This window comes from Streptomyces griseosporeus (genome assembly GCF_014656055.1).
Taxonomy (GTDB): domain Bacteria; phylum Actinomycetota; class Actinomycetes; order Streptomycetales; family Streptomycetaceae; genus Streptomyces; species Streptomyces griseosporeus.
The window spans coordinates 2,012,163-2,029,251 of sequence record NZ_BNBR01000001.1 but is presented as its reverse complement, the minus strand read 5'-3'; the positions used below and the strand labels follow the sequence as shown (position 1 = coordinate 2,029,251).

Here is a 17,089-nt window from a genome sequence, read left to right as displayed (position 1 = left end):
CCCCGGAACCGGCGCAGGGGTCCCGGGGCCCAGTCAGGGAGCGGGGCGGCGAGACCGCCCGTTGTGCTGGTGTGGCTGCTTGCGCGGCGGTCGTCAGACGCGGCGCAGGACGGCCACCACCTTGCCGAGGATGGTCGCGTCGTCGCCGGGGATGGGCTCGTAGGCGGCGTTGTGCGGGAGCAGCCAGACATGGCCGTCCTCGCGCTTGAAGCGCTTCACGGTGGCCTCGCCGTCCAGCATGGCGGCGACGATGTCGCCGTTCTCGGCGACGGGCTGGCGGCGGACGGTCACCCAGTCGCCGTCGCAGATCGCGGCCTCGATCATGGAGTCACCGACGACCTTGAGGACGAACAGCTCACCGTCGCCGACGAGCTGCCGGGGGAGCGGGAAGACGTCCTCGACGGACTCCTCGGCGAGGATCGGGCCACCGGCGGCGATCCGGCCGACCAGCGGCACGTACGATGCGGCGGGCTTGCCGGCGGTGTCCGTGGGCTGCACCGAGGCGGCCTGGTCGGAGCCGCGCACCTCGTACGCGCGCGGGCGGTGCGGGTCGCGGCGCAGGAAGCCCTTGCGCTCCAGTGCCATCAGCTGGTGGGCCACGGAGGAGGTGCTGGACAGGCCCACGGCCTGGCCGATCTCGCGCATCGACGGCGGGTATCCCCGCCGCTGCACCGAGTCCCGGATGACCTCGATCACCCGGCGCTGCCGGTCGGTGAGTCCGGAGCTGTCCGCCCGGATCCCTGGAGGTCGGCCCGGCAGGGAGCGCTTGTGCCCCTCCGGATTCGTGGTCTCGTTCATCACGTGTACCGGCTCGAGTCGGCCCTGGGAGCGGTCCTGGGCGGTGATGGTGGCACTGTCTGCGGTGGTGGTCACGTCGGCCCCTCTCGGTGGTCTCCCTGCCAGCACAACGGTAGTTGCTTTCGAAAGGTTGCGCCAAACACACGTTCGAGTGAAAAAACGCGTTTCGCCTGACGTGATCAGGTGATGAGGTGTATGGCCGACCCTGCGTCGCCCGGGCGATGCACGGACAAAAGGGCCCATTGTTGTACTCTTCACCGCCGGGGCGCCGACCTCGCGAACCGTCCGGGGCGGGCCCCAGTCTGCCACCCGGATCCCCGTCGGCCCGGCAGCGGGTACCGCTCTCTGCCGGAGTCCCACGCGATCTCCGTCGGGCGCCCACGGTTTCTCCGTGATGTGCCGGAACGATACGGCGTCCCGCGCGGCGGCGATACGGCCGTGCACGCGCGTGTTTCCCCGGAGCCCGCGCCAGGGTCTCCGCGGAGACCGGGCCCGTGTCCTGCGCGGAGCCCGGCCGTGCGTCTACGGAGTCCGTGCGCGACACGCGCGCGTGGCGTGCATGTATGAGCCAATCCCCACATCTAGTGGTTGGATGGCTACAGCGGCCCAGAAGTTGTGGTCCCCCCGGTCTCCGGACCGCCAGCGATCGCCTATGCTGGTGCCTGCTTCGAGGGGCCCATGAGGCCCGACGAGGCTATTGAGTCTGCTGTGAGGAGGGTTGGAGTCCATGCACTGCCCCTTCTGCAGGCACCCCGACAGCCGTGTGGTCGACAGCCGTACGACCGACGACGGCACGTCGATCCGCAGGCGCCGCCAGTGTCCTGACTGCTCCCGTCGTTTCACGACGGTGGAGACGTGCTCACTGATGGTGATCAAGCGGTCCGGAGTCACCGAACCCTTCAGCCGCACCAAGGTCATCAACGGCGTGCGCAAGGCGTGCCAGGGGCGGCCGGTGACCGAGGACGCGCTCGCCCAGCTCGGCCAGCGCGTCGAGGAGGCGGTGCGGGCCACCGGCAGCGCCGAGCTGACCACCCACGACGTGGGCCTGGCCATACTCGGTCCGCTGCAGGAGCTCGACCTCGTCGCCTATCTGCGGTTCGCCTCGGTCTACAAGGCGTTCGACTCGCTGGAGGACTTCGAGGCCGCGATCGCGGAACTCAGGGAACAGACGGGGCGCCCCGCCGCGGCCGAGGGCGACCGCGCGGACGAAGGCGCGGCCGCGGGGAGCCAGGAAGACGAGCGCGGGCCCGACGGGACGGTCCAGGTCCCCGAGCCCGCCCACGCCGCCGACTGACCGGCGGGCCGGAACCGGATCGCGAGGACCGGGTCCGGCCGGGCGGCGGCGATGAGAAGACCTGTTGCGGGCGGCAGGCAGAGGGTGCCCGCAACACCAGACAGAACACCGTGCCACGGGAACATCGGGGCACTTCAGGGCGTTTTCGCCCGTACCAGGGAGGCGGCATGACAGAGACGGCGAGCGGTCCGGCACGAGGTTCCCGATCCAAGGGCACCAAGGCGGGTAACAAGGGGCTGCACATCGAGCGCATCCACACCACCCCCGGCGTACACCCGTACGACGAGGTCCAGTGGGAGCGCCGTGACGTCGTCATGACCAACTGGCGCGACGGCTCGGTCAACTTCGAGCAGCGTGGCGTCGAGTTCCCCGACTTCTGGTCGGTGAACGCGGTCAACATCGTCACCAGCAAGTACTTCCGCGGTGCCGTCGGCACCCCGCAGCGCGAGACCAGCCTCAAGCAGCTGATCGACCGCATCGTGAAGACGTACCGGAAGGCCGGTGAGGACTACAAGTACTTCGCCTCGCCCGCCGACGCCGAGATCTTCGAGCACGAGCTGGCCTACGCCCTCCTGCACCAGATCTTCAGCTTCAACAGCCCCGTCTGGTTCAACGTCGGCACGCCCCAGCCGCAGCAGGTCTCCGCCTGCTTCATCCTGTCCGTCGACGACTCCATGGAGTCGATCCTCGACTGGTACAAGGAAGAGGGCATGATCTTCAAGGGCGGTTCGGGCGCCGGCCTGAACCTGTCCCGCATCCGCTCCTCCAAGGAGCTGCTCTCCTCCGGCGGCAACGCCTCCGGCCCGGTCTCCTTCATGCGCGGCGCCGACGCCTCCGCCGGCACCATCAAGTCCGGTGGCGCCACCCGCCGCGCCGCCAAGATGGTCGTGCTCGACGTCGACCACCCCGACATCGAGGACTTCATCGAGACCAAGGTCAAGGAGGAGGAGAAGATCCGCGTCCTGCGCGACGCGGGCTTCGACATGGACCTGGGCGGCGACGACATCACGTCCGTCCAGTACCAGAACGCCAACAACTCGGTCCGCGTGAACGACGAGTTCATGAAGGCCGTCGAGCAGGGCGGCAAGTTCGGCCTGCGCGCCCGGATGACCGGCGAGGTCATCGAGGAGGTCGACGCCAAGGCGCTCTTCCGCAAGATCGCCGAGGCCGCCTGGGCCTGCGCCGACCCCGGCATCCAGTACGACGACACCATCAACAACTGGCACACCTGCCCCGAGTCCGGCCGGATCACCGCGTCGAACCCGTGCAGCGAGTACATGCACCTGGACAACACGTCCTGCAACCTCGCCTCGCTGAACCTGATGAAGTTCCTGAAGGACGACGGCAAGGGCAACCAGTCCTTCGAGACCGAGCGCTTCCAGAAGGTCGTCGAGCTGGTCATCACCGCGATGGACATCTCGATCTGCTTCGCGGACTTCCCGACCCAGAAGATCGGCGAGAACACCCGCGCCTTCCGCCAGCTCGGCATCGGCTACGCCAACCTCGGCGCCCTGCTGATGGCGACCGGCCACGCCTACGACTCCGACGGCGGCCGCGCCCTCGCCGGTGCCATCACCTCCCTGATGACCGGCACCGCCTACCGCCGCTCCGCCGAACTCGCCGCGGTCGTCGGCCCGTACGACGGCTACGCCCGCAACGCCGACGCCCACAAGCGCGTCATGAAGCAGCACGCCGACGCCAACTCCAAGGCCGTCCGCATGGACGACCTGGACACCCCCGTCTGGGCCGCCGCCACGGAGGCCTGGCAGGACGTCGTCCGCATCGGCGACAAGAACGGCTTCCGCAACGCCCAGGCGTCCGTCCTCGCCCCGACCGGCACCATCGGCCTGGCGATGTCCTGCGACACCACCGGTGTCGAGCCCGACCTCGCCCTGGTCAAGTTCAAGAAGCTGGTCGGCGGCGGCTCGATGCAGATCGTCAACGGCACCGTCCCGCAGGCCCTGCGCCGCCTGGGCTACCAGGAGGAGCAGATCGAGGCGATCGTCGCCCACATCGCCGAGCACGGCAATGTGATCGACGCCCCCGGCCTCAAGACCGAGCACTACGAGGTGTTCGACTGCGCCATGGGCGAGCGCGCCATCTCCCCGATGGGCCACGTCCGCATGATGGCCGCGATCCAGCCGTGGATCTCCGGCGCCATCTCCAAGACGGTCAACATGCCGGAGTCGGCGACCGTCGAGGAGGTCGAGGAGATCTACTTCGAGGCCTGGAAGCTGGGCGTCAAGGCGCTCGCCATCTACCGCGACAACTGCAAGGTCGGCCAGCCGCTCTCCGCCAAGAAGAAGGAGACGGAGGAGAAGAAGGCCGAGGAGCCCGCCGCGGTCGAGACCAAGGTCGAGAAGGTCGTCGAGTACCGCCCGGTCCGCAAGCGCCTCCCGAAGGGACGTCCCGGCATCACCACGTCCTTCACCGTCGGCGGCGCCGAGGGCTACATGACCGCCAACTCCTACCCGGACGACGGTCTCGGCGAGGTCTTCCTGAAGATGTCCAAGCAGGGTTCGACCCTCGCGGGCATGATGGACGCCTTCTCCATCGCCGTCTCGGTCGGCCTCCAGTACGGCGTGCCGCTGGAGACGTACGTCTCGAAGTTCACCAACATGCGCTTCGAGCCGGCCGGCATGACCGACGACCCGGACGTGCGGATGGCGCAGTCGATCGTCGACTACATCTTCCGCCGCCTGGCGCTGGACTTCCTGCCCTTCGAGACGCGCTCCGCGCTCGGCATCCACTCCGCCGAGGAGCGCCAGCGCCACCTGGAGACCGGCTCCTACGAGCCGGCCGACGACGAGGTCGACGTCGAGGGCCTGGCCCAGTCGGCGCCCCGCTCCCAGGAGCTGAAGGCCGTCGCCACGCCGAAGGCGGACACCGGCGCCACCAAGCCGGCCCCGCAGCAGGCCCACACCAACGCGGAGCTGGTGGAGATGCAGCTGGGCATCCAGGCCGACGCCCCGCTGTGCTTCTCCTGCGGTACGAAGATGCAGCGGGCCGGTTCCTGCTACATCTGCGAGGGCTGCGGCTCGACCAGCGGCTGCAGCTGACCTGAGCAGTGACTGAGAGGGGCGCCGGCCACGGGTCGGCGCCCCTCGCCTCGTTCCCGAGCGCATCCGTAGGCTTCGCGCATGAGCGATGTGCGGCAGTACTCCGGGGAGATCCGCGAGCTGACCGGCGCGGCGCGTGCCGCGGCCCTCGACGCCCTTGCGGAGGACCTGAGTTCACCCGACCCCGCGGTCCGCGACGACGGTGCCTATCTCACGGCCGTGCGCTGGATACCGCAGCTGGACGAGGAGGAACGGCGGAACCTCGGGGACCGTATGGCCGTACGCTTCACCGATCCCGCCGTGCAGGCCCGGACCTTCGCCCCGCTGATCCTCGCCCGCATCGCCGACGCGGGGGAGTGGCGGGTCCCGTGGTGGGAGGCCTTCGCCGCCTGGTACCCGGCGGAAACGGATCTGCGCGGCTGGGACCCTCGGCTCGGCTGGCTGCACGCCGCCGCCCACGGCGCCGACCTGCTGGCCGCGCTGGCGGCGCGGCCCGGGCAGGATCCGCGGCCGCTGGCCGATCTGGCCGTCGCCCGCCTGCTCGCCCCGACGGACCATCTCTTCGACGCGCAGGAGGACGACCGCATCGCGTACGCGCTCGCCCGCGTCCTGTGCCACCCCGACCTCACCGAGGCCGCGTCGGTCGCCTGGCTGACCCCGGTGGCCGACGCCTTCCGGCAGGGCGAACCGGGGCCCGTACCCGTCTGGGCCTCCAACACCATGCGGACCCTGCGCATGCTCTACGTCCTGGCCGACCGGGGCGTACGCACCCGCAACACCGACGAGCCGGCGCGGGGTTTCACCCACCGGCCGGCCGTGCTGGAGGCACTCGCCGGGACACTGGCGATCGTGGCGCCGTGGACGGGGTGACGCCGCCGCAGAGCGGGCCCGTCAGGGCTGGTGGACCTGGCCCATCGCGCGGGTGAACTCCGCCGGGTCCTCCTCGAAGCCGTGCACACCGGGGCGGAACTGCCAGCCGCCGGAGCCGTCCCGGCTGAACTCCGCGACCGTCGCCGCCGTCGCGCCCAGCACACCGCCGAAATCGTCCTCGAACAGCACGGTGTAACCCTCACGTATCCGCAGCCCCGGACCCCGCACGCCCACGAACGTCCGGGGCGCGGTGCGCTGCTGGATGACGACACCGACCACCACGCGCGCGTACCGGCCGTCGAGCCGGTTCAGCTCCAGCGTCATGACCTCGTCCCAGCCGAAGCCCCTGCCGTCCGTGCTGTCCCGGTTCAGCGTGATCGTGCCGTCCGGCGAGCGGCTGTCGAAGTGCACGACATAGACGGGGTCGCCGTACGGATCGCCGGCCGCGTACGTCGCGGCGACCAGGTCCAGGTCGGTCGCGGGCTCACCGGCCGGGCTCGGGTCCCACCTCAGCGAGACCTCGACCTTCTGGATTCCCTTGCTGAGGCCGTTCACCGGACTCCCCCCTCTTTTCCCTGAGTCTTCCCCGCCTGCGCGCGCCCCTCGCCCGAACTGCCCGGTCGTCAGGGCCGGTTGTCCATCCTGCCACGCGCGCGTGCCCGCTCGCCCGGGTGGTCTGTCGCCGAGGCGGCCCGTGCCGCGTTCCCGGGCCTTACGATGGCGCGGTGCTGGTCAAGTGGATTCGCTGCACCGTGGTGGACCGCCGAGGCTTCGAGCGGGGGCAGCGGAAGTGGGCGGGGCTTCCGGGGGAGCCGGGGTTTCGGGGGCAGGGTGGTGGCTGGAGCCGGGAGCGGCCCTCCGTGGCGAACATCTTCGCCTTCTGGGAGAGCCGCGCCTTCTACGACTCCTTCATGGCCCGCTCCCACGACCGGCTGGCCGCGGCCCAGGCCGGCACGTTCAAGGACGCCCAGGTCAGGCTCTTCGACTACCGCTTCGACGTGAAGACCGGCTTCGAGCCGCGGTTCACCGACGCGGACCTGATCCGGGTCGCGCTGTGCCGGATCCACGAGGAGCGCGTCGAGCACTTCACGCTGATGCAGGAGAAGGTCTGGAACCCGGCGATGGCCGGTTCGCCCGGCATGATCCGCGGCCTGTTCGCGGAGGCGCCCGGCCACGAGTTCCTGGTGCTGTCCATGTGGCGGTCGGCCGCCGAGCACGGCAAGTACCGCACCGAGCGGGTGGAGCGGCTCGCGCTGCGCGCCCAGACGGAGGCGGACGTGGCCTCCCTGTCGGGCGAGATCGTGGAACTGGAGCCGAGCTGGACGGTCTGACGTGCGGCCGGTTTGACGTGTTCCGTGTGACATACGCCGTATGGAGCCCGTACGAGTGCTCGACCGGCCGTCACCCGATCTAGGGTTTCGGCATGGCACGACCACGGCGCATCGTCCTTGTCCGGCACGGGGAGTCAACGGGCAATGTTGATGACACCGTCTACGAACGCGAACCCGACCACGCCCTCGCACTGACCGAGCGGGGCCGGCGGCAGGCCGAGGAGACCGGCAAGACCCTGCGCGAGGTGTTCGGCCGCGAACGCGTCAGCGTGTACGTCTCGCCCTACCGCCGCACCCACGAAACCCTGCGGGCCTTCCACCTCGACCCCGAGCTGATACGGGTACGCGAGGAGCCGCGGCTGCGCGAACAGGACTGGGGGAACTGGCAGGACCGCGACGACGTACGCCTCCAGAAGGCCTACCGGGACGCCTACGGCCACTTCTTCTACCGCTTCGCCCAGGGCGAGTCCGGCGCCGACGTCTACGACCGGGTCGGCAACTTCCTGGAAAGCCTCTTCCGCAGCTTCGAGGCCCCCGACCATCCGCCGAACGTCCTGCTCGTCACCCACGGACTCGCCATGCGGCTGTTCTGCATGCGCTGGTTCCACTGGACGGTCGCGGAGTTCGAGTCGCTGTCCAACCCCGGGAACGCCGAGATGCGGATGCTCGTTCTCGGGGACGACGGCAAGTACACCCTCGACCGGCCCTTCGACCGCTGGCGCGACCCGGAACCGTACGGGATCACCGGGTAGCCACGGGATCACCGGACAGTGGCGGGTGCTGGAGAGACGGGCGACGAACTAGAGTGGCAGGGCGATGACCGCTGACTCCTCCTCCGAAGGGCGCCTCGAGCGCGCCCTCGCCAGCCTGCGCGGACTCGCGGTGGGGGACGCGCTGGGCTCCCAGTTCTTCGTCCCGGTGAACTACCCGCTGCTCAAGCGCCGCGAGCTGCCCTCCGGCCCCTGGCAGTGGACCGACGACACGGAGATGGCCTGCTCCGTCGTCGCGGTGCTCGCCGCCCACCACCGCATCGACCAGGACGCCCTGGCCCGCTCCTTCGCCGACCACCACGACTTCGACCGCGGCTACGGCCCCGCCGTCAACCGGCTGCTGCGCCTCGTCCGCGAGGGCGGCGACTGGCGCGAGCTGGCCGCGGCCCTGTTCAACGGGCAGGGCTCCTGGGGCAACGGCGCGGCGATGCGGATCGCCCCGCTGGGCGCCTGGTACGCCGACGACCCCGAGCAGGCGACCCACCAGGCCGAGATCTCCGCCTACCCCACCCATCAGCACCGCGAGGCCGTCGTGGGCGCCATGGCCGTGGCCGCGGCCGCCTCCCTGGCCGCCGCGCCCGGCGGGCCACCCGCGCCCGAGGCCCTGCTCGACGGTGTGATCGCTCTCGTCCCGAAGAGCGCCGTCGGCGCGGGCCTGCGGCGCGCCCGGGACATGCTCGACTACGGCGACCCGGGCACCGTGGCGGCCGTGCTGGGCTGCGGCCGCCGTACGACCGCCCATGACACTGTGCCCTTCGCCCTGTGGTCGGCCGCACGCTCCCTCGGGGACTACGAGGCGGCGTTCTGGACGACCGCGCAGGTCGGCGGCGATGTCGACACCACCTGCGCCATCGTCGGCGGCGTGCTGGCCGCGGGCAAGGCGGGGGCTCCGCCCGCGGAGTGGGCGGAGCGGACGGAAGCGCTGCCGGAGTGGGTGCCCGGGGCGGTCTGAGCCTCAGCCGTGCCTGCCGATCGGGGGCGATCGTGTGCCGGCCGGGTGGAGCGCTTCGGGGATGAGCGCTTTCCGTAGCCGGCCTCGGAAACCGTGTGTGGTCGCCGTGTGTGGTCGCTGGGAACTCTCCGTGACCACCGTCCGTTGCCCGGGTATCCGCTGTGCAACAGGTGCTCGGCGGAGTCGCGTAGGACTGCGTCGGCCGGTGGCCGGGCGCTGATGCGGGCGGAACGGCAGGGGGTGGTGGTCCGGTGGGCCGGATGCGGAGCGTGTTGTTCTGGGCGGTGTGCGGGGTGCTGCTGTCGGTCGTCGCGGGCTTGGTGTGGATGACCGGACCGGCGTCCTCGCCGTCGGTCCTCCGGACAGGGTCCGGTCATCCGCGGTACCGCGCGTTCCGCGCGGGATCAGCCGATCGCCGGGCCCGCCGTCCCCGACAGGGCCTCCAGGTCGCTCTTGCGGACCTTGATGACCAGGCCGGCCGTCAGCAGGGCCAGGACGGCCATGGCGGCAGCCGCGACGAAGCCCATGGAGATGCCCTGGGCGAGGACCTCGTGTCCCCAGGGCGCGGGCAGCTGGTGCGTCTTTGCGAACTCGGCCTTCTGCTCGGGCGAGCCTTCCGCCAGGAAGCGCGGCACCTGCTTCTCCGCCTCGTTCCTGCTGGCCGAGCCGAAGACCGTCGTCAGGATCGACAGGCCGAGCGAGCCGCCCACCTGCTGGGTGGTGTTGAGCAGACCGGAGGCGGCACCTGCCTCGTGGTGGGCGACCCCGGAGACCGCGGTGACGGTCAGCGTGACGAAGTTCAGGCCCATGCCGAAGCCGAACACCAGCATCGGTCCGAGGACCCCGCCGACGTAGGTGCTGTCGGAGCTGATCAGGGCCTGCCAGGCCAGCCCGATCAGCGCCAGCGTCGAGCCCGCGACCATGAACGGCTTGGGGCCGAGGACCGGCAGGAACCGCTGCGACAGACCGGCGCCCACCGCGATCACCACCGTGACCGGCAGGAAGGCGAGGCCCGCCTCGATCGGGCTGTAGCCGAGCACGTTCTGCACGAAGAGCACGATGTAGAAGAACATCCCGAACATCGCCGCGGCGAGGCTCAGCATGATCACATAGGTGCCCGAGCGGTTGCGGTCGGCGAACATCCGCAGCGGGGTGATCGGCTCCTTGGCACGCGACTCGATGAAGGCGAACGCGAGCAGCAGCACCACGGCCGCGGCGAAGGACCCGATGGTCAGGTTGTCCCGCCAGCCCTCGTCGGCCGCGCGGATGAAGCCGTAGACGAGCAGGGCCATGCCGGCCGTCGAGGTGGCGGCGCCCGCGATGTCGAACCGGCCGGTGTGCCGTTCCGACTCGTTGATGTACAGCGGCGTGAGCACGGCGATCAGCAGGCCGATGGGCACGTTCACGAACAGCACCCAGCGCCAGTCCAGCCACTCGGTGAGCATGCCGCCCGCGAGCAGGCCGATCGCACCGCCGCCGGCCGAGACCGCGGCGAAGACGCCGAAGGCCCGGTTGCGCTCCGGGCCCTCCGGGAACGTGGTGGTGATCAGCGCCAGCGAGGTGGGCGACGCGATCGCGCCACCCATGCCCTGCAGCACCCGGGCGGCCAGCAACTGCCAGGGCTCCTGAGCGAGTCCGCCGAGCAGCGAGGCCAGGGTGAACAGCAGGATGCCGGTCATGAAGACCCGGCGGCGCCCGAGAATGTCACCGGCCCGTCCGCCGAGCAGCAGCAGACCGCCGAAGGTGAGCGTGTAGGCACTGACGACCCAGGTGAGGTCGGTCGTGCTGAAGTCGAGAGCGGCTTGAATGTGCGGGAGTGCGATGTTCACAATCGTCGCGTCGAGTACGACCATGAGTTGACACGCCGCGATGACGGCGAGTGCGATGCCGGGGCGCCCTTCCCGGCGGGCCGCACCCGGCTTCCTGTCCTGTATGAGCTGAGAGGTTGTCACGATGGATCCCCCACGAGTTGCTTAGTGAACGCTCGCGTTCACTGTCACGACCACGGTAGTGAGCCTCGTTAGTGAACGCAACCGTTCACTTAGATGTGATGGTCCGGCGTGTCCCCCGCCGCCCTCGCGTCCTGGTCCGATCCCCTGAAATCCGTCCCGGAAAGTCCGCCCCGGAAGTCCGCTCCCCCGGACATCCGCTGTATCCGTCCGCAGGAGACACTCAGATGGTTACTTCGCGCTGGACGCCCGCCTCCGCTCAGGCGGCCTCCCCCCGCCGGCGCGGCGCCGTCCTCGAGCGCGCGATCCTGGATGCCGCCCTGGAGCAGCTCAGCACCGTCGGCTGGAAAGGCCTGACGATGGAGGGCGTCGCCGCCGGCGCCCAGACCGGCAAGGCGGCGGTCTACCGGCGCTGGCCCTCCAAGGAGGACCTCGTCGCCGACGCGTTGCAGGCGGGGCTGCCCTCCTTCGAGGCGGCACCGGATCTGGGCAGCGTGCGCGCGGACCTGGTGGCGCTGTGCCGGAGGGCGCGTGACGCGATGTACTCACGCCCCGGTTTCGCACTCCGCTCCGTCATTCACGAATGCGATCCCGTGCAGGTCGAGCGCTTCCATGGCGTGATCGTCGAAGGGGTCGTCGAGCCGACCATCAAACTGCTCCGGGACGTCATAGAGCGGGGAATCGAGCGGGGAGAAGTGCGGCCGGACGCCCTGAACAGCTATGTGCTGGATGCCGCCCCAGCCATGATGATGTACCGCTCAAAGATGTGCGGCAGCGAATGGAGTGACGAGGAGATCGACGAGATGGTCGACCGCCTGATGCTGCCGCTGCTGCGTCCGGACAGCCCCTGAGCGGCCCGCGCGAGGGGTCGGCGCCGGCTGCGGGAAACCGGGGTGTCGCGCGCCGATCCGGGCGGCGTACGCTAAGGGCGCCATGCCGTACGAAGCACCTACTCACGCCGTCGAGCGCTCCCTGCGCGCCACGACCGGAGCGAAGATCATCGCAGGTGTCGACGAGGTGGGGCGCGGTGCCTGGGCCGGTCCCGTCACCGTGTGCGCGGCGGTCACCGGACTGCGCCGGCCCCCCGAGGGACTCACCGACTCCAAGCTCCTCACCATCAAACGGCGTTCGGCGCTCGCCGAGATACTCCAGACATGGGTGACGTCGTACGCCCTCGGGCACGCCTCGCCCGAGGAGATCGACGACATGGGGATGACGGCGGCCCTGCGGCTCGCGGCCGTCCGCGCGCTGGACGCGCTGCCGGTCCGCCCGGACGCCGTGATCCTCGACGGGAAGCACGACTACCTCGGCAACCCCTGGCGGGTCCGGACGGTGATCAAGGGTGACCAGTCCTGTGTGGCGGTCGCGGCGGCCTCGGTGATCGCGAAGGTCGAACGCGACAAAATGATGGCCGAACTGGGCAGCGAACATGCACACTTCGGTTTTGCGGACAACGCCGGATACCCGTCGCCGGTGCACAAGGCCGCACTGGAGGAGTGGGGCCCCACCCCCTACCACCGGTTGTCGTGGGCGTATCTTGATGCGCTGCCCCAGTGGCGGCACCTCAAGAAGGCCCGCAGCTGGGCGGAAGAACGCGTTCCGGCGATCGAGGGCCAGCTCGGCTTCGATTTCTGACCGTTCCGCCCGCACTCACGTGCCACCCGTTCACGTGAGCCGCACCAACGTTTGATAAATATCAGCTCATGCCTCTCATTCCCGAGGAGCCTCAGATTCACGAGAGTGCCCAGGGTCCCCGCGCCACCCCGGCCAGTGGCCGCACCGCGCCGACCCCTCGCCCCGTACCCGGCCCCCGCCCCGCGGCCCCGCCGCGTCCAGGCCGGCCCGGCCCCCTCCGCCCCACCCCGCCGGTGCAGCGCACGCCCCGTGACGTCGCCGCTCCGCACCCCGGTCCGACGGGCCCCGCTCCCTCCGCCGACGCCCCGGCGTCCGCGCAGATCCAGCTGATCCCGGCCTCCGCCGAGGGCGCGCTGGACGCGGCCGAGGAAGCCGTGGACCTGCTCCTCGACTCCGGTCGCGCCCCCGGTGACGTCCTGGTCGTCACCACCGGCGAACAGCACCCCTGGGCCACCCACGAGCTGTCCTTCGGCGACGCCTCCTACTGGGCGCAGCACGACGCACGCGACGACGTCTTCTACGCCGATGCCGCCGTGGCCGGCCGTGCCGCCTCCCGCCCCGTGGTCGTCGTCGCCGTCAACGGCGGCAGCGACGCGGCGGCCGCGACCGCCCTGTCGCTCGCCCACAGCAAGGCCGGCGCCCTGCTGATCGTCTGCGGTGACCCGCAGCAGATCAACTCGGTGCTGGGCGCGGGCGTCTGAGGCGTTCCTGCCCCAGAGGCGTTCGGTTCTCCGCGGTTCTCCGCGGGGTGCCCGTCCGGGCATGCCTGCAGGGGCCCGGTGAGCGCCGCCGGAGGTCGTGCGGTGGTGGTGCGGCGTGTGCGCGTGCGTGCCGTTCGGGGGTTCGGCGTCTGTGAGGCCGTACGGGTGCGTCGTGACGGCTGGGTCGCGGTGACGGCTGGGTTGCCGTACGGCTGAGTCGCCGGGCGGTCGGCGGGCGGGCAGGTGGCCTGGCCTGGGCCCGGCCTTTGGCGTCGCCGGCGGCGCGTGCCCGGCGTGCGCTTGGCGCGTGCCTGGGGAGTCGGCGCTCGGCGGGACGGCTGTCCGGCACGGAGGCGCGGAAGGCGGAACCGCGGAAGGCGGAAGCGTGGAAGGCGGAAGCGTGGAAGCGCGGAATCCGAGGCTCGGCGCGAGGCTGGCGAAACGTTCCGCCGGAGGCGTATCGGCGTGGCAGCCCGCGTGGACGCGGTCAGCGGGCGGCCGCGCGGCGCAGTACCTCCGACGCGGCACCGCCGGTGCGCGGCAGCGGCGCCGGGGACTGCGACGTGGCGAAGGGCTCGGGGGCGGAGTCCGCGTGGGGCCGTCGGCCGCCGCGGCCCTCACCGAGCACCTGCCAGCCGTCCCGGGTCAGCGTGATGTACGCCCCGCAGCGCAGCCCGTGCAGTGTGCAGGCGTCTCGGAGCCCCCACATCCACGCGCCGTCCTCCTCCGTCCAGCGCGCGTCGCCCTCCCGGCAGTAGAGCAGTACGGCGGTGCGCACGGGTGTGCGGCGCCGCAGGTCGTGCGGGATGACCCGGCGCAGCTGGGACAGGAGCGCGTTGCGGAACATCCAGCCGTCGGCCGGGGCCGGGCGCCGGATGAAGGACGCGCTCGCCAGCAGTCGCTCCTCCGGGTCGAGGACGGCCACCACGGCGGTCGCCGGCTTCGGATGATGCCGGGTGTGCAGCCCGCTGACCACCTCGCGGGGGTTGCGCAGCAGAGGGATTCCCGCGGCGGCCCATTCGGCGGGTTCGAGCAGGCGGCTGGCGGAAGCGGCGGACGCGGACGTCGACAAGGATGCCGCCGAGGACGGAGCGAATCCGAAGGTCACGTTCCTCCCTTCGGCTACGCGCCCGCGCAGCGGGCGGGTCGGATTCGGGGGAGCGCACCACAGCGGAGCCCTGCCTGATCACGGGCGGAACCGCGCGGGGGAGCGGACCTCAATTCTTCCTGCCGAACTGGGATGCGGCAACGAGCAATTGGGGCCGACGACCGGTATGCGGTGGTCGGTGTTGTATATCCCTGCCCGGTGAGACGCCCGGTGATGCGTGCGGCGACAGCGCACCGCACGTTCTACCCCGGCGGACCGCGTGCGTACAGAGGGCCGCCTTCGCGCGCGGGCCGCGCCCAGGACCGTAAGGGCTCGCCTCGGCCGGCGCGATTGGGCGGTGGCCCCCGGTATCGGGTTGCATGGGGGCATGGACAACGTGGAGCTCCGGGCCGAAGCAGATGCCGTCCTCGCCGAGCTCGTCGGGGCTCCGGCGGGCGGTGCCAGGCTGCGCGAGGACCAGTGGCAGGCGGTCGCCGCACTGGTGCGCGAGCACCGGCGGGCCCTGGTGGTGCAGCGCACCGGCTGGGGCAAGTCGGCGGTGTACTTCGTTGCCACCGCCCTGCTGCGGCGCCGCGGCGCGGGCCCCACGGTGATCGTCTCGCCGCTGCTCGCCCTGATGCGCAATCAGGTGGAGGCCGCCGAGCGGGCCGGCATCCGGGCACGCACCATCAACTCGGCCAACCCGGAGGAGTGGGACACCGTCCACGGGGAGATCGAGCGCGGCGAGACCGACGTCCTCCTCATCAGCCCGGAACGCCTCAACTCCGTCGACTTCCGCGAGCAGGTCCTGCCCGGCCTCGCCGCGACGACCGGGCTGCTGGTGGTCGACGAGGCCCACTGCATCTCCGACTGGGGCCACGACTTCCGCCCCGACTACCGCCGCCTGCGCACCATGCTGGCCGAGCTGCGGCCGGGCGTACCCGTCCTGGCCACGACGGCCACGGCCAACGCGCGCGTGACCGCGGACGTGGCCGAGCAACTGGGCACCGGAGGCGGCGAGGCCCTGGTGCTGCGCGGCTCCCTGGAGCGCGAGAGCCTGCGCCTCGGCGTCGTCGAGCTGCCGGACGCGGCGCACCGGCTGGCCTGGCTCGCCGAGCACCTGGAGGCGCTGCCGGGCTCCGGGATCATCTACGCCCTGACGGTGGCCGCCGCCGAGGAAGCCACCGCCTTCCTGCGGCAGCGCGGCTTCACCGTGACCTCGTACACGGGCCGGACGGAGAATGCGGACCGGCTCCAGGCGGAGGCGGACCTGCTGGAGAACCGGGTCAAGGCGCTGGTGGCGACCTCGGCGCTCGGCATGGGCTTCGACAAGCCGGACCTGGGTTTCGTGGTGCACCTGGGCTCGCCGTCCTCGCCGATCGCCTACTACCAGCAGGTGGGCCGTGCGGGGCGCGGTGTCGCCCACGCGGACGTGCTGCTGCTGCCGGGCAAGGAGGACGAGGCGATCTGGCGCTACTTCGCCGATACGGCCTTCCCGGCCGAGGAGCAGGTACGCCGCACCCTCTCCGCCCTCGCCGAGGCGGGCCGGCCGCTGTCCGTGCCGGCCCTGGAGGCCATGGTCGACCTGCGCCGCAGCCGGCTGGAGACCATGCTCAAGGTGCTCGACGTGGACGGGGCGGTCACCCGCGTCAAGGGCGGCTGGACGTCCACCGGAGCCGACTGGGTCTACGACACGGAACGCTACGCGCGCGTGGCGCGGCAGCGCGCGGCCGAACAGCAGGCCATGCGCGACTACGTCGCCACGCGCGCGTGCCGCATGGAGTTCCTCCGCCGCCAGCTGGACGACGAGGGCGCGGCCCCGTGCGGCCGCTGCGACAACTGCGCCGGCCCCTGGATCGACGCCTCCGTCTCGGCGGACGCGCTGACCGGGGCCGTGAAGGAACTGGACCGCCCCGGGGTCGAGATCGAGCCGCGCCGGATGTGGCCGACCGGCATGCCCGCGCTGGGCGTCGACCTCAAGGGACGGATCCCGGCCGGAGAGCAGTGCTCCCCGGGGCGGGCACTGGGCCGGCTCTCGGACATCGGCTGGGGCAACCGGCTGCGTCCGCTGCTGGCCGACGACGCGCCCGACGGGCCGGTTCCCGACGACGTGCTGCGGGCCGCGGTGGCGGTCCTCGCCGACTGGGCCCGCTCCCCGGGCGGCTGGGCGTCGAACGCCCCGGACGCCGCCGCCCGCCCGGCCGGGGTCGTCGCCGTACCGTCCCTGACCCGCCCGCAACTGGTCGGCTCGCTCGCCCAGGGCATCGCGACGGTCGGCCGGCTGCCCTTCCTGGGCACGCTGTCGTACACCGGCCCTGACGGAGCGCACGCGGCCCGCCGCAGCAACTCCGCCCAGCGGCTCAAGGCGCTCTCCGGTGCCTTCGCGGTCTCAGGGGAACTGGCCGAGGCCCTCGCCCGCGCCCAGGGCCCCGTGCTGCTCGTCGACGACAGCACCGACTCCGGCTGGACCCTCGCGGTCGCGGCCCGCCTGCTCCGCCGGGCGGGCAGCGGACCCGTCCTGCCCCTGGTGCTCGCGTCGGCGGGATGAGGCGTGGTGTGAGCGGCGTGAGCCGTGGGTGTGAGCGGGGTGTTTGACGTGCCCTCGACGGGAGTTATCCACAGGCCCAAGCGGAAGATTCGCTT

The 17,089-nt window shown here is 71.4% G+C and carries 14 protein-coding genes; 10 read left to right on the top strand and 4 right to left on the bottom strand.

Features of this window, described 5'->3' with window-relative positions; translation table 11 throughout:
- Window positions 1-93: 93 nt before the first annotated feature.
- Window positions 94-873 (bottom strand): transcriptional repressor LexA, encoded by a 780-nt coding sequence (gene lexA / locus IE308_RS08745; RefSeq protein WP_110631594.1) that lies wholly within the window; start codon window positions 871-873, stop codon window positions 94-96.
- 652 nt (window positions 874-1,525) lie between these two features.
- Between lexA and nrdR the strand changes: the two genes are divergently transcribed.
- The 3 genes from nrdR to IE308_RS08730 all read left to right on the top strand — a co-directional run bounded on the left by nrdR (window position 1,526) and on the right by IE308_RS08730 (window position 6,021).
- Window positions 1,526-2,092 carry a transcriptional regulator NrdR gene (nrdR, locus tag IE308_RS08740; protein ID WP_110631596.1) on the top strand — a complete coding sequence of 189 codons (567 nt, stop codon included), beginning with the start codon at window positions 1,526-1,528 and terminating at the stop codon, window positions 2,090-2,092.
- 167 nt (window positions 2,093-2,259) lie between these two features.
- A complete protein-coding gene (locus tag IE308_RS08735) occupies window positions 2,260-5,151 on the top strand; it encodes a vitamin B12-dependent ribonucleotide reductase (RefSeq protein WP_110631599.1) in 2,892 nt (963 codons plus the stop codon).
- Between the two features lie 81 nt (window positions 5,152-5,232).
- Window positions 5,233-6,021 carry a DUF2785 domain-containing protein gene (locus tag IE308_RS08730; protein WP_190217258.1) on the top strand — a complete coding sequence of 263 codons (789 nt, stop codon included), beginning with the start codon at window positions 5,233-5,235 and terminating at the stop codon, window positions 6,019-6,021.
- Window positions 6,022-6,042: 21 nt separating this feature from the next.
- Here the strand turns inward: IE308_RS08730 and IE308_RS08725 are convergent, their stop codons facing one another.
- Complete coding sequence (locus IE308_RS08725; protein ID WP_190217257.1) at window positions 6,043-6,576, bottom strand: TerD family protein; 534 nt, start codon at window positions 6,574-6,576, stop codon at window positions 6,043-6,045.
- A gap of 170 nt (window positions 6,577-6,746) precedes the next feature.
- Between IE308_RS08725 and IE308_RS08720 the strand changes: the two genes are divergently transcribed.
- The 3 genes from IE308_RS08720 to IE308_RS08710 all read left to right on the top strand — a co-directional run bounded on the left by IE308_RS08720 (window position 6,747) and on the right by IE308_RS08710 (window position 9,074).
- Window positions 6,747-7,352 carry a YdbC family protein gene (locus IE308_RS08720; protein ID WP_110631608.1) on the top strand — a complete coding sequence of 202 codons (606 nt, stop codon included), beginning with the start codon at window positions 6,747-6,749 and terminating at the stop codon, window positions 7,350-7,352.
- 92 nt (window positions 7,353-7,444) lie between these two features.
- Window positions 7,445-8,104 carry a histidine phosphatase family protein gene (locus IE308_RS08715; RefSeq protein ID WP_110631611.1) on the top strand — a complete coding sequence of 220 codons (660 nt, stop codon included), beginning with the start codon at window positions 7,445-7,447 and terminating at the stop codon, window positions 8,102-8,104.
- A 64-nt stretch (window positions 8,105-8,168) separates the two neighbouring features.
- Window positions 8,169-9,074: an ADP-ribosylglycohydrolase family protein gene (locus IE308_RS08710; RefSeq protein WP_190217256.1), complete on the top strand. Its 906-nt coding sequence runs from the start codon at window positions 8,169-8,171 to the stop codon at window positions 9,072-9,074.
- 404 nt (window positions 9,075-9,478) lie between these two features.
- On the opposite strand, the gene IE308_RS08705 is transcribed toward IE308_RS08710, so the two are convergent.
- Window positions 9,479-11,026: an MFS transporter gene (locus IE308_RS08705; RefSeq protein WP_110631617.1), complete on the bottom strand. Its 1,548-nt coding sequence runs from the start codon at window positions 11,024-11,026 to the stop codon at window positions 9,479-9,481.
- Window positions 11,027-11,250: 224 nt separating this feature from the next.
- Here IE308_RS08705 and IE308_RS08700 point away from each other — a divergent pair, with 224 nt between their 5' ends.
- The 3 genes from IE308_RS08700 to IE308_RS08690 all read left to right on the top strand — a co-directional run bounded on the left by IE308_RS08700 (window position 11,251) and on the right by IE308_RS08690 (window position 13,359).
- Complete coding sequence (locus IE308_RS08700; protein WP_110631622.1) at window positions 11,251-11,874, top strand: TetR/AcrR family transcriptional regulator; 624 nt, start codon at window positions 11,251-11,253, stop codon at window positions 11,872-11,874.
- 82 nt (window positions 11,875-11,956) lie between these two features.
- Window positions 11,957-12,658, top strand: coding sequence for a ribonuclease HII (gene rnhB, locus IE308_RS08695; protein WP_190217255.1), 702 nt, complete (start codon window positions 11,957-11,959; stop codon window positions 12,656-12,658).
- Between the two features lie 68 nt (window positions 12,659-12,726).
- Window positions 12,727-13,359 (top strand): hypothetical protein, encoded by a 633-nt coding sequence (locus IE308_RS08690; RefSeq protein ID WP_110631628.1) that lies wholly within the window; start codon window positions 12,727-12,729, stop codon window positions 13,357-13,359.
- A gap of 487 nt (window positions 13,360-13,846) precedes the next feature.
- Here the strand turns inward: IE308_RS08690 and IE308_RS08685 are convergent, their stop codons facing one another.
- Complete coding sequence (locus IE308_RS08685) at window positions 13,847-14,467, bottom strand: hypothetical protein (protein ID WP_190217254.1); 621 nt, start codon at window positions 14,465-14,467, stop codon at window positions 13,847-13,849.
- 367 nt (window positions 14,468-14,834) lie between these two features.
- On the opposite strand from IE308_RS08685, the gene IE308_RS08680 reads away from it, so the two are divergent.
- Complete coding sequence (locus tag IE308_RS08680; RefSeq protein WP_190217253.1) at window positions 14,835-16,994, top strand: RecQ family ATP-dependent DNA helicase; 2,160 nt, start codon at window positions 14,835-14,837, stop codon at window positions 16,992-16,994.
- The last annotated feature ends 95 nt before the right edge of the window (window positions 16,995-17,089 follow it).

Excerpts from the sequence above, each read along its gene's own strand:
- IE308_RS08700 (WP_110631622.1), top strand. The coding sequence starts at position 11,251 with ATGGTTACTTCGCGCTGGACGCCCGCCTCCGCTCAGGCGGCCTCCCCC.
- IE308_RS08710 (WP_190217256.1), top strand. The coding sequence starts at position 8,169 with ATGACCGCTGACTCCTCCTCCGAAGGGCGCCTCGAGCGCGCCCTCGCC.
- IE308_RS08730 (WP_190217258.1), top strand. The coding sequence starts at position 5,233 with ATGAGCGATGTGCGGCAGTACTCCGGGGAGATCCGCGAGCTGACCGGC.
- rnhB (WP_190217255.1), top strand. The coding sequence starts at position 11,957 with ATGCCGTACGAAGCACCTACTCACGCCGTCGAGCGCTCCCTGCGCGCC.
- IE308_RS08680 (WP_190217253.1), top strand. The coding sequence starts at position 14,835 with ATGGACAACGTGGAGCTCCGGGCCGAAGCAGATGCCGTCCTCGCCGAG.
- IE308_RS08715 (WP_110631611.1), top strand. The coding sequence starts at position 7,445 with ATGGCACGACCACGGCGCATCGTCCTTGTCCGGCACGGGGAGTCAACG.
- nrdR (WP_110631596.1), top strand. The coding sequence starts at position 1,526 with ATGCACTGCCCCTTCTGCAGGCACCCCGACAGCCGTGTGGTCGACAGC.
- IE308_RS08690 (WP_110631628.1), top strand. The coding sequence starts at position 12,727 with ATGCCTCTCATTCCCGAGGAGCCTCAGATTCACGAGAGTGCCCAGGGT.
- IE308_RS08735 (WP_110631599.1), top strand. The coding sequence starts at position 2,260 with ATGACAGAGACGGCGAGCGGTCCGGCACGAGGTTCCCGATCCAAGGGC.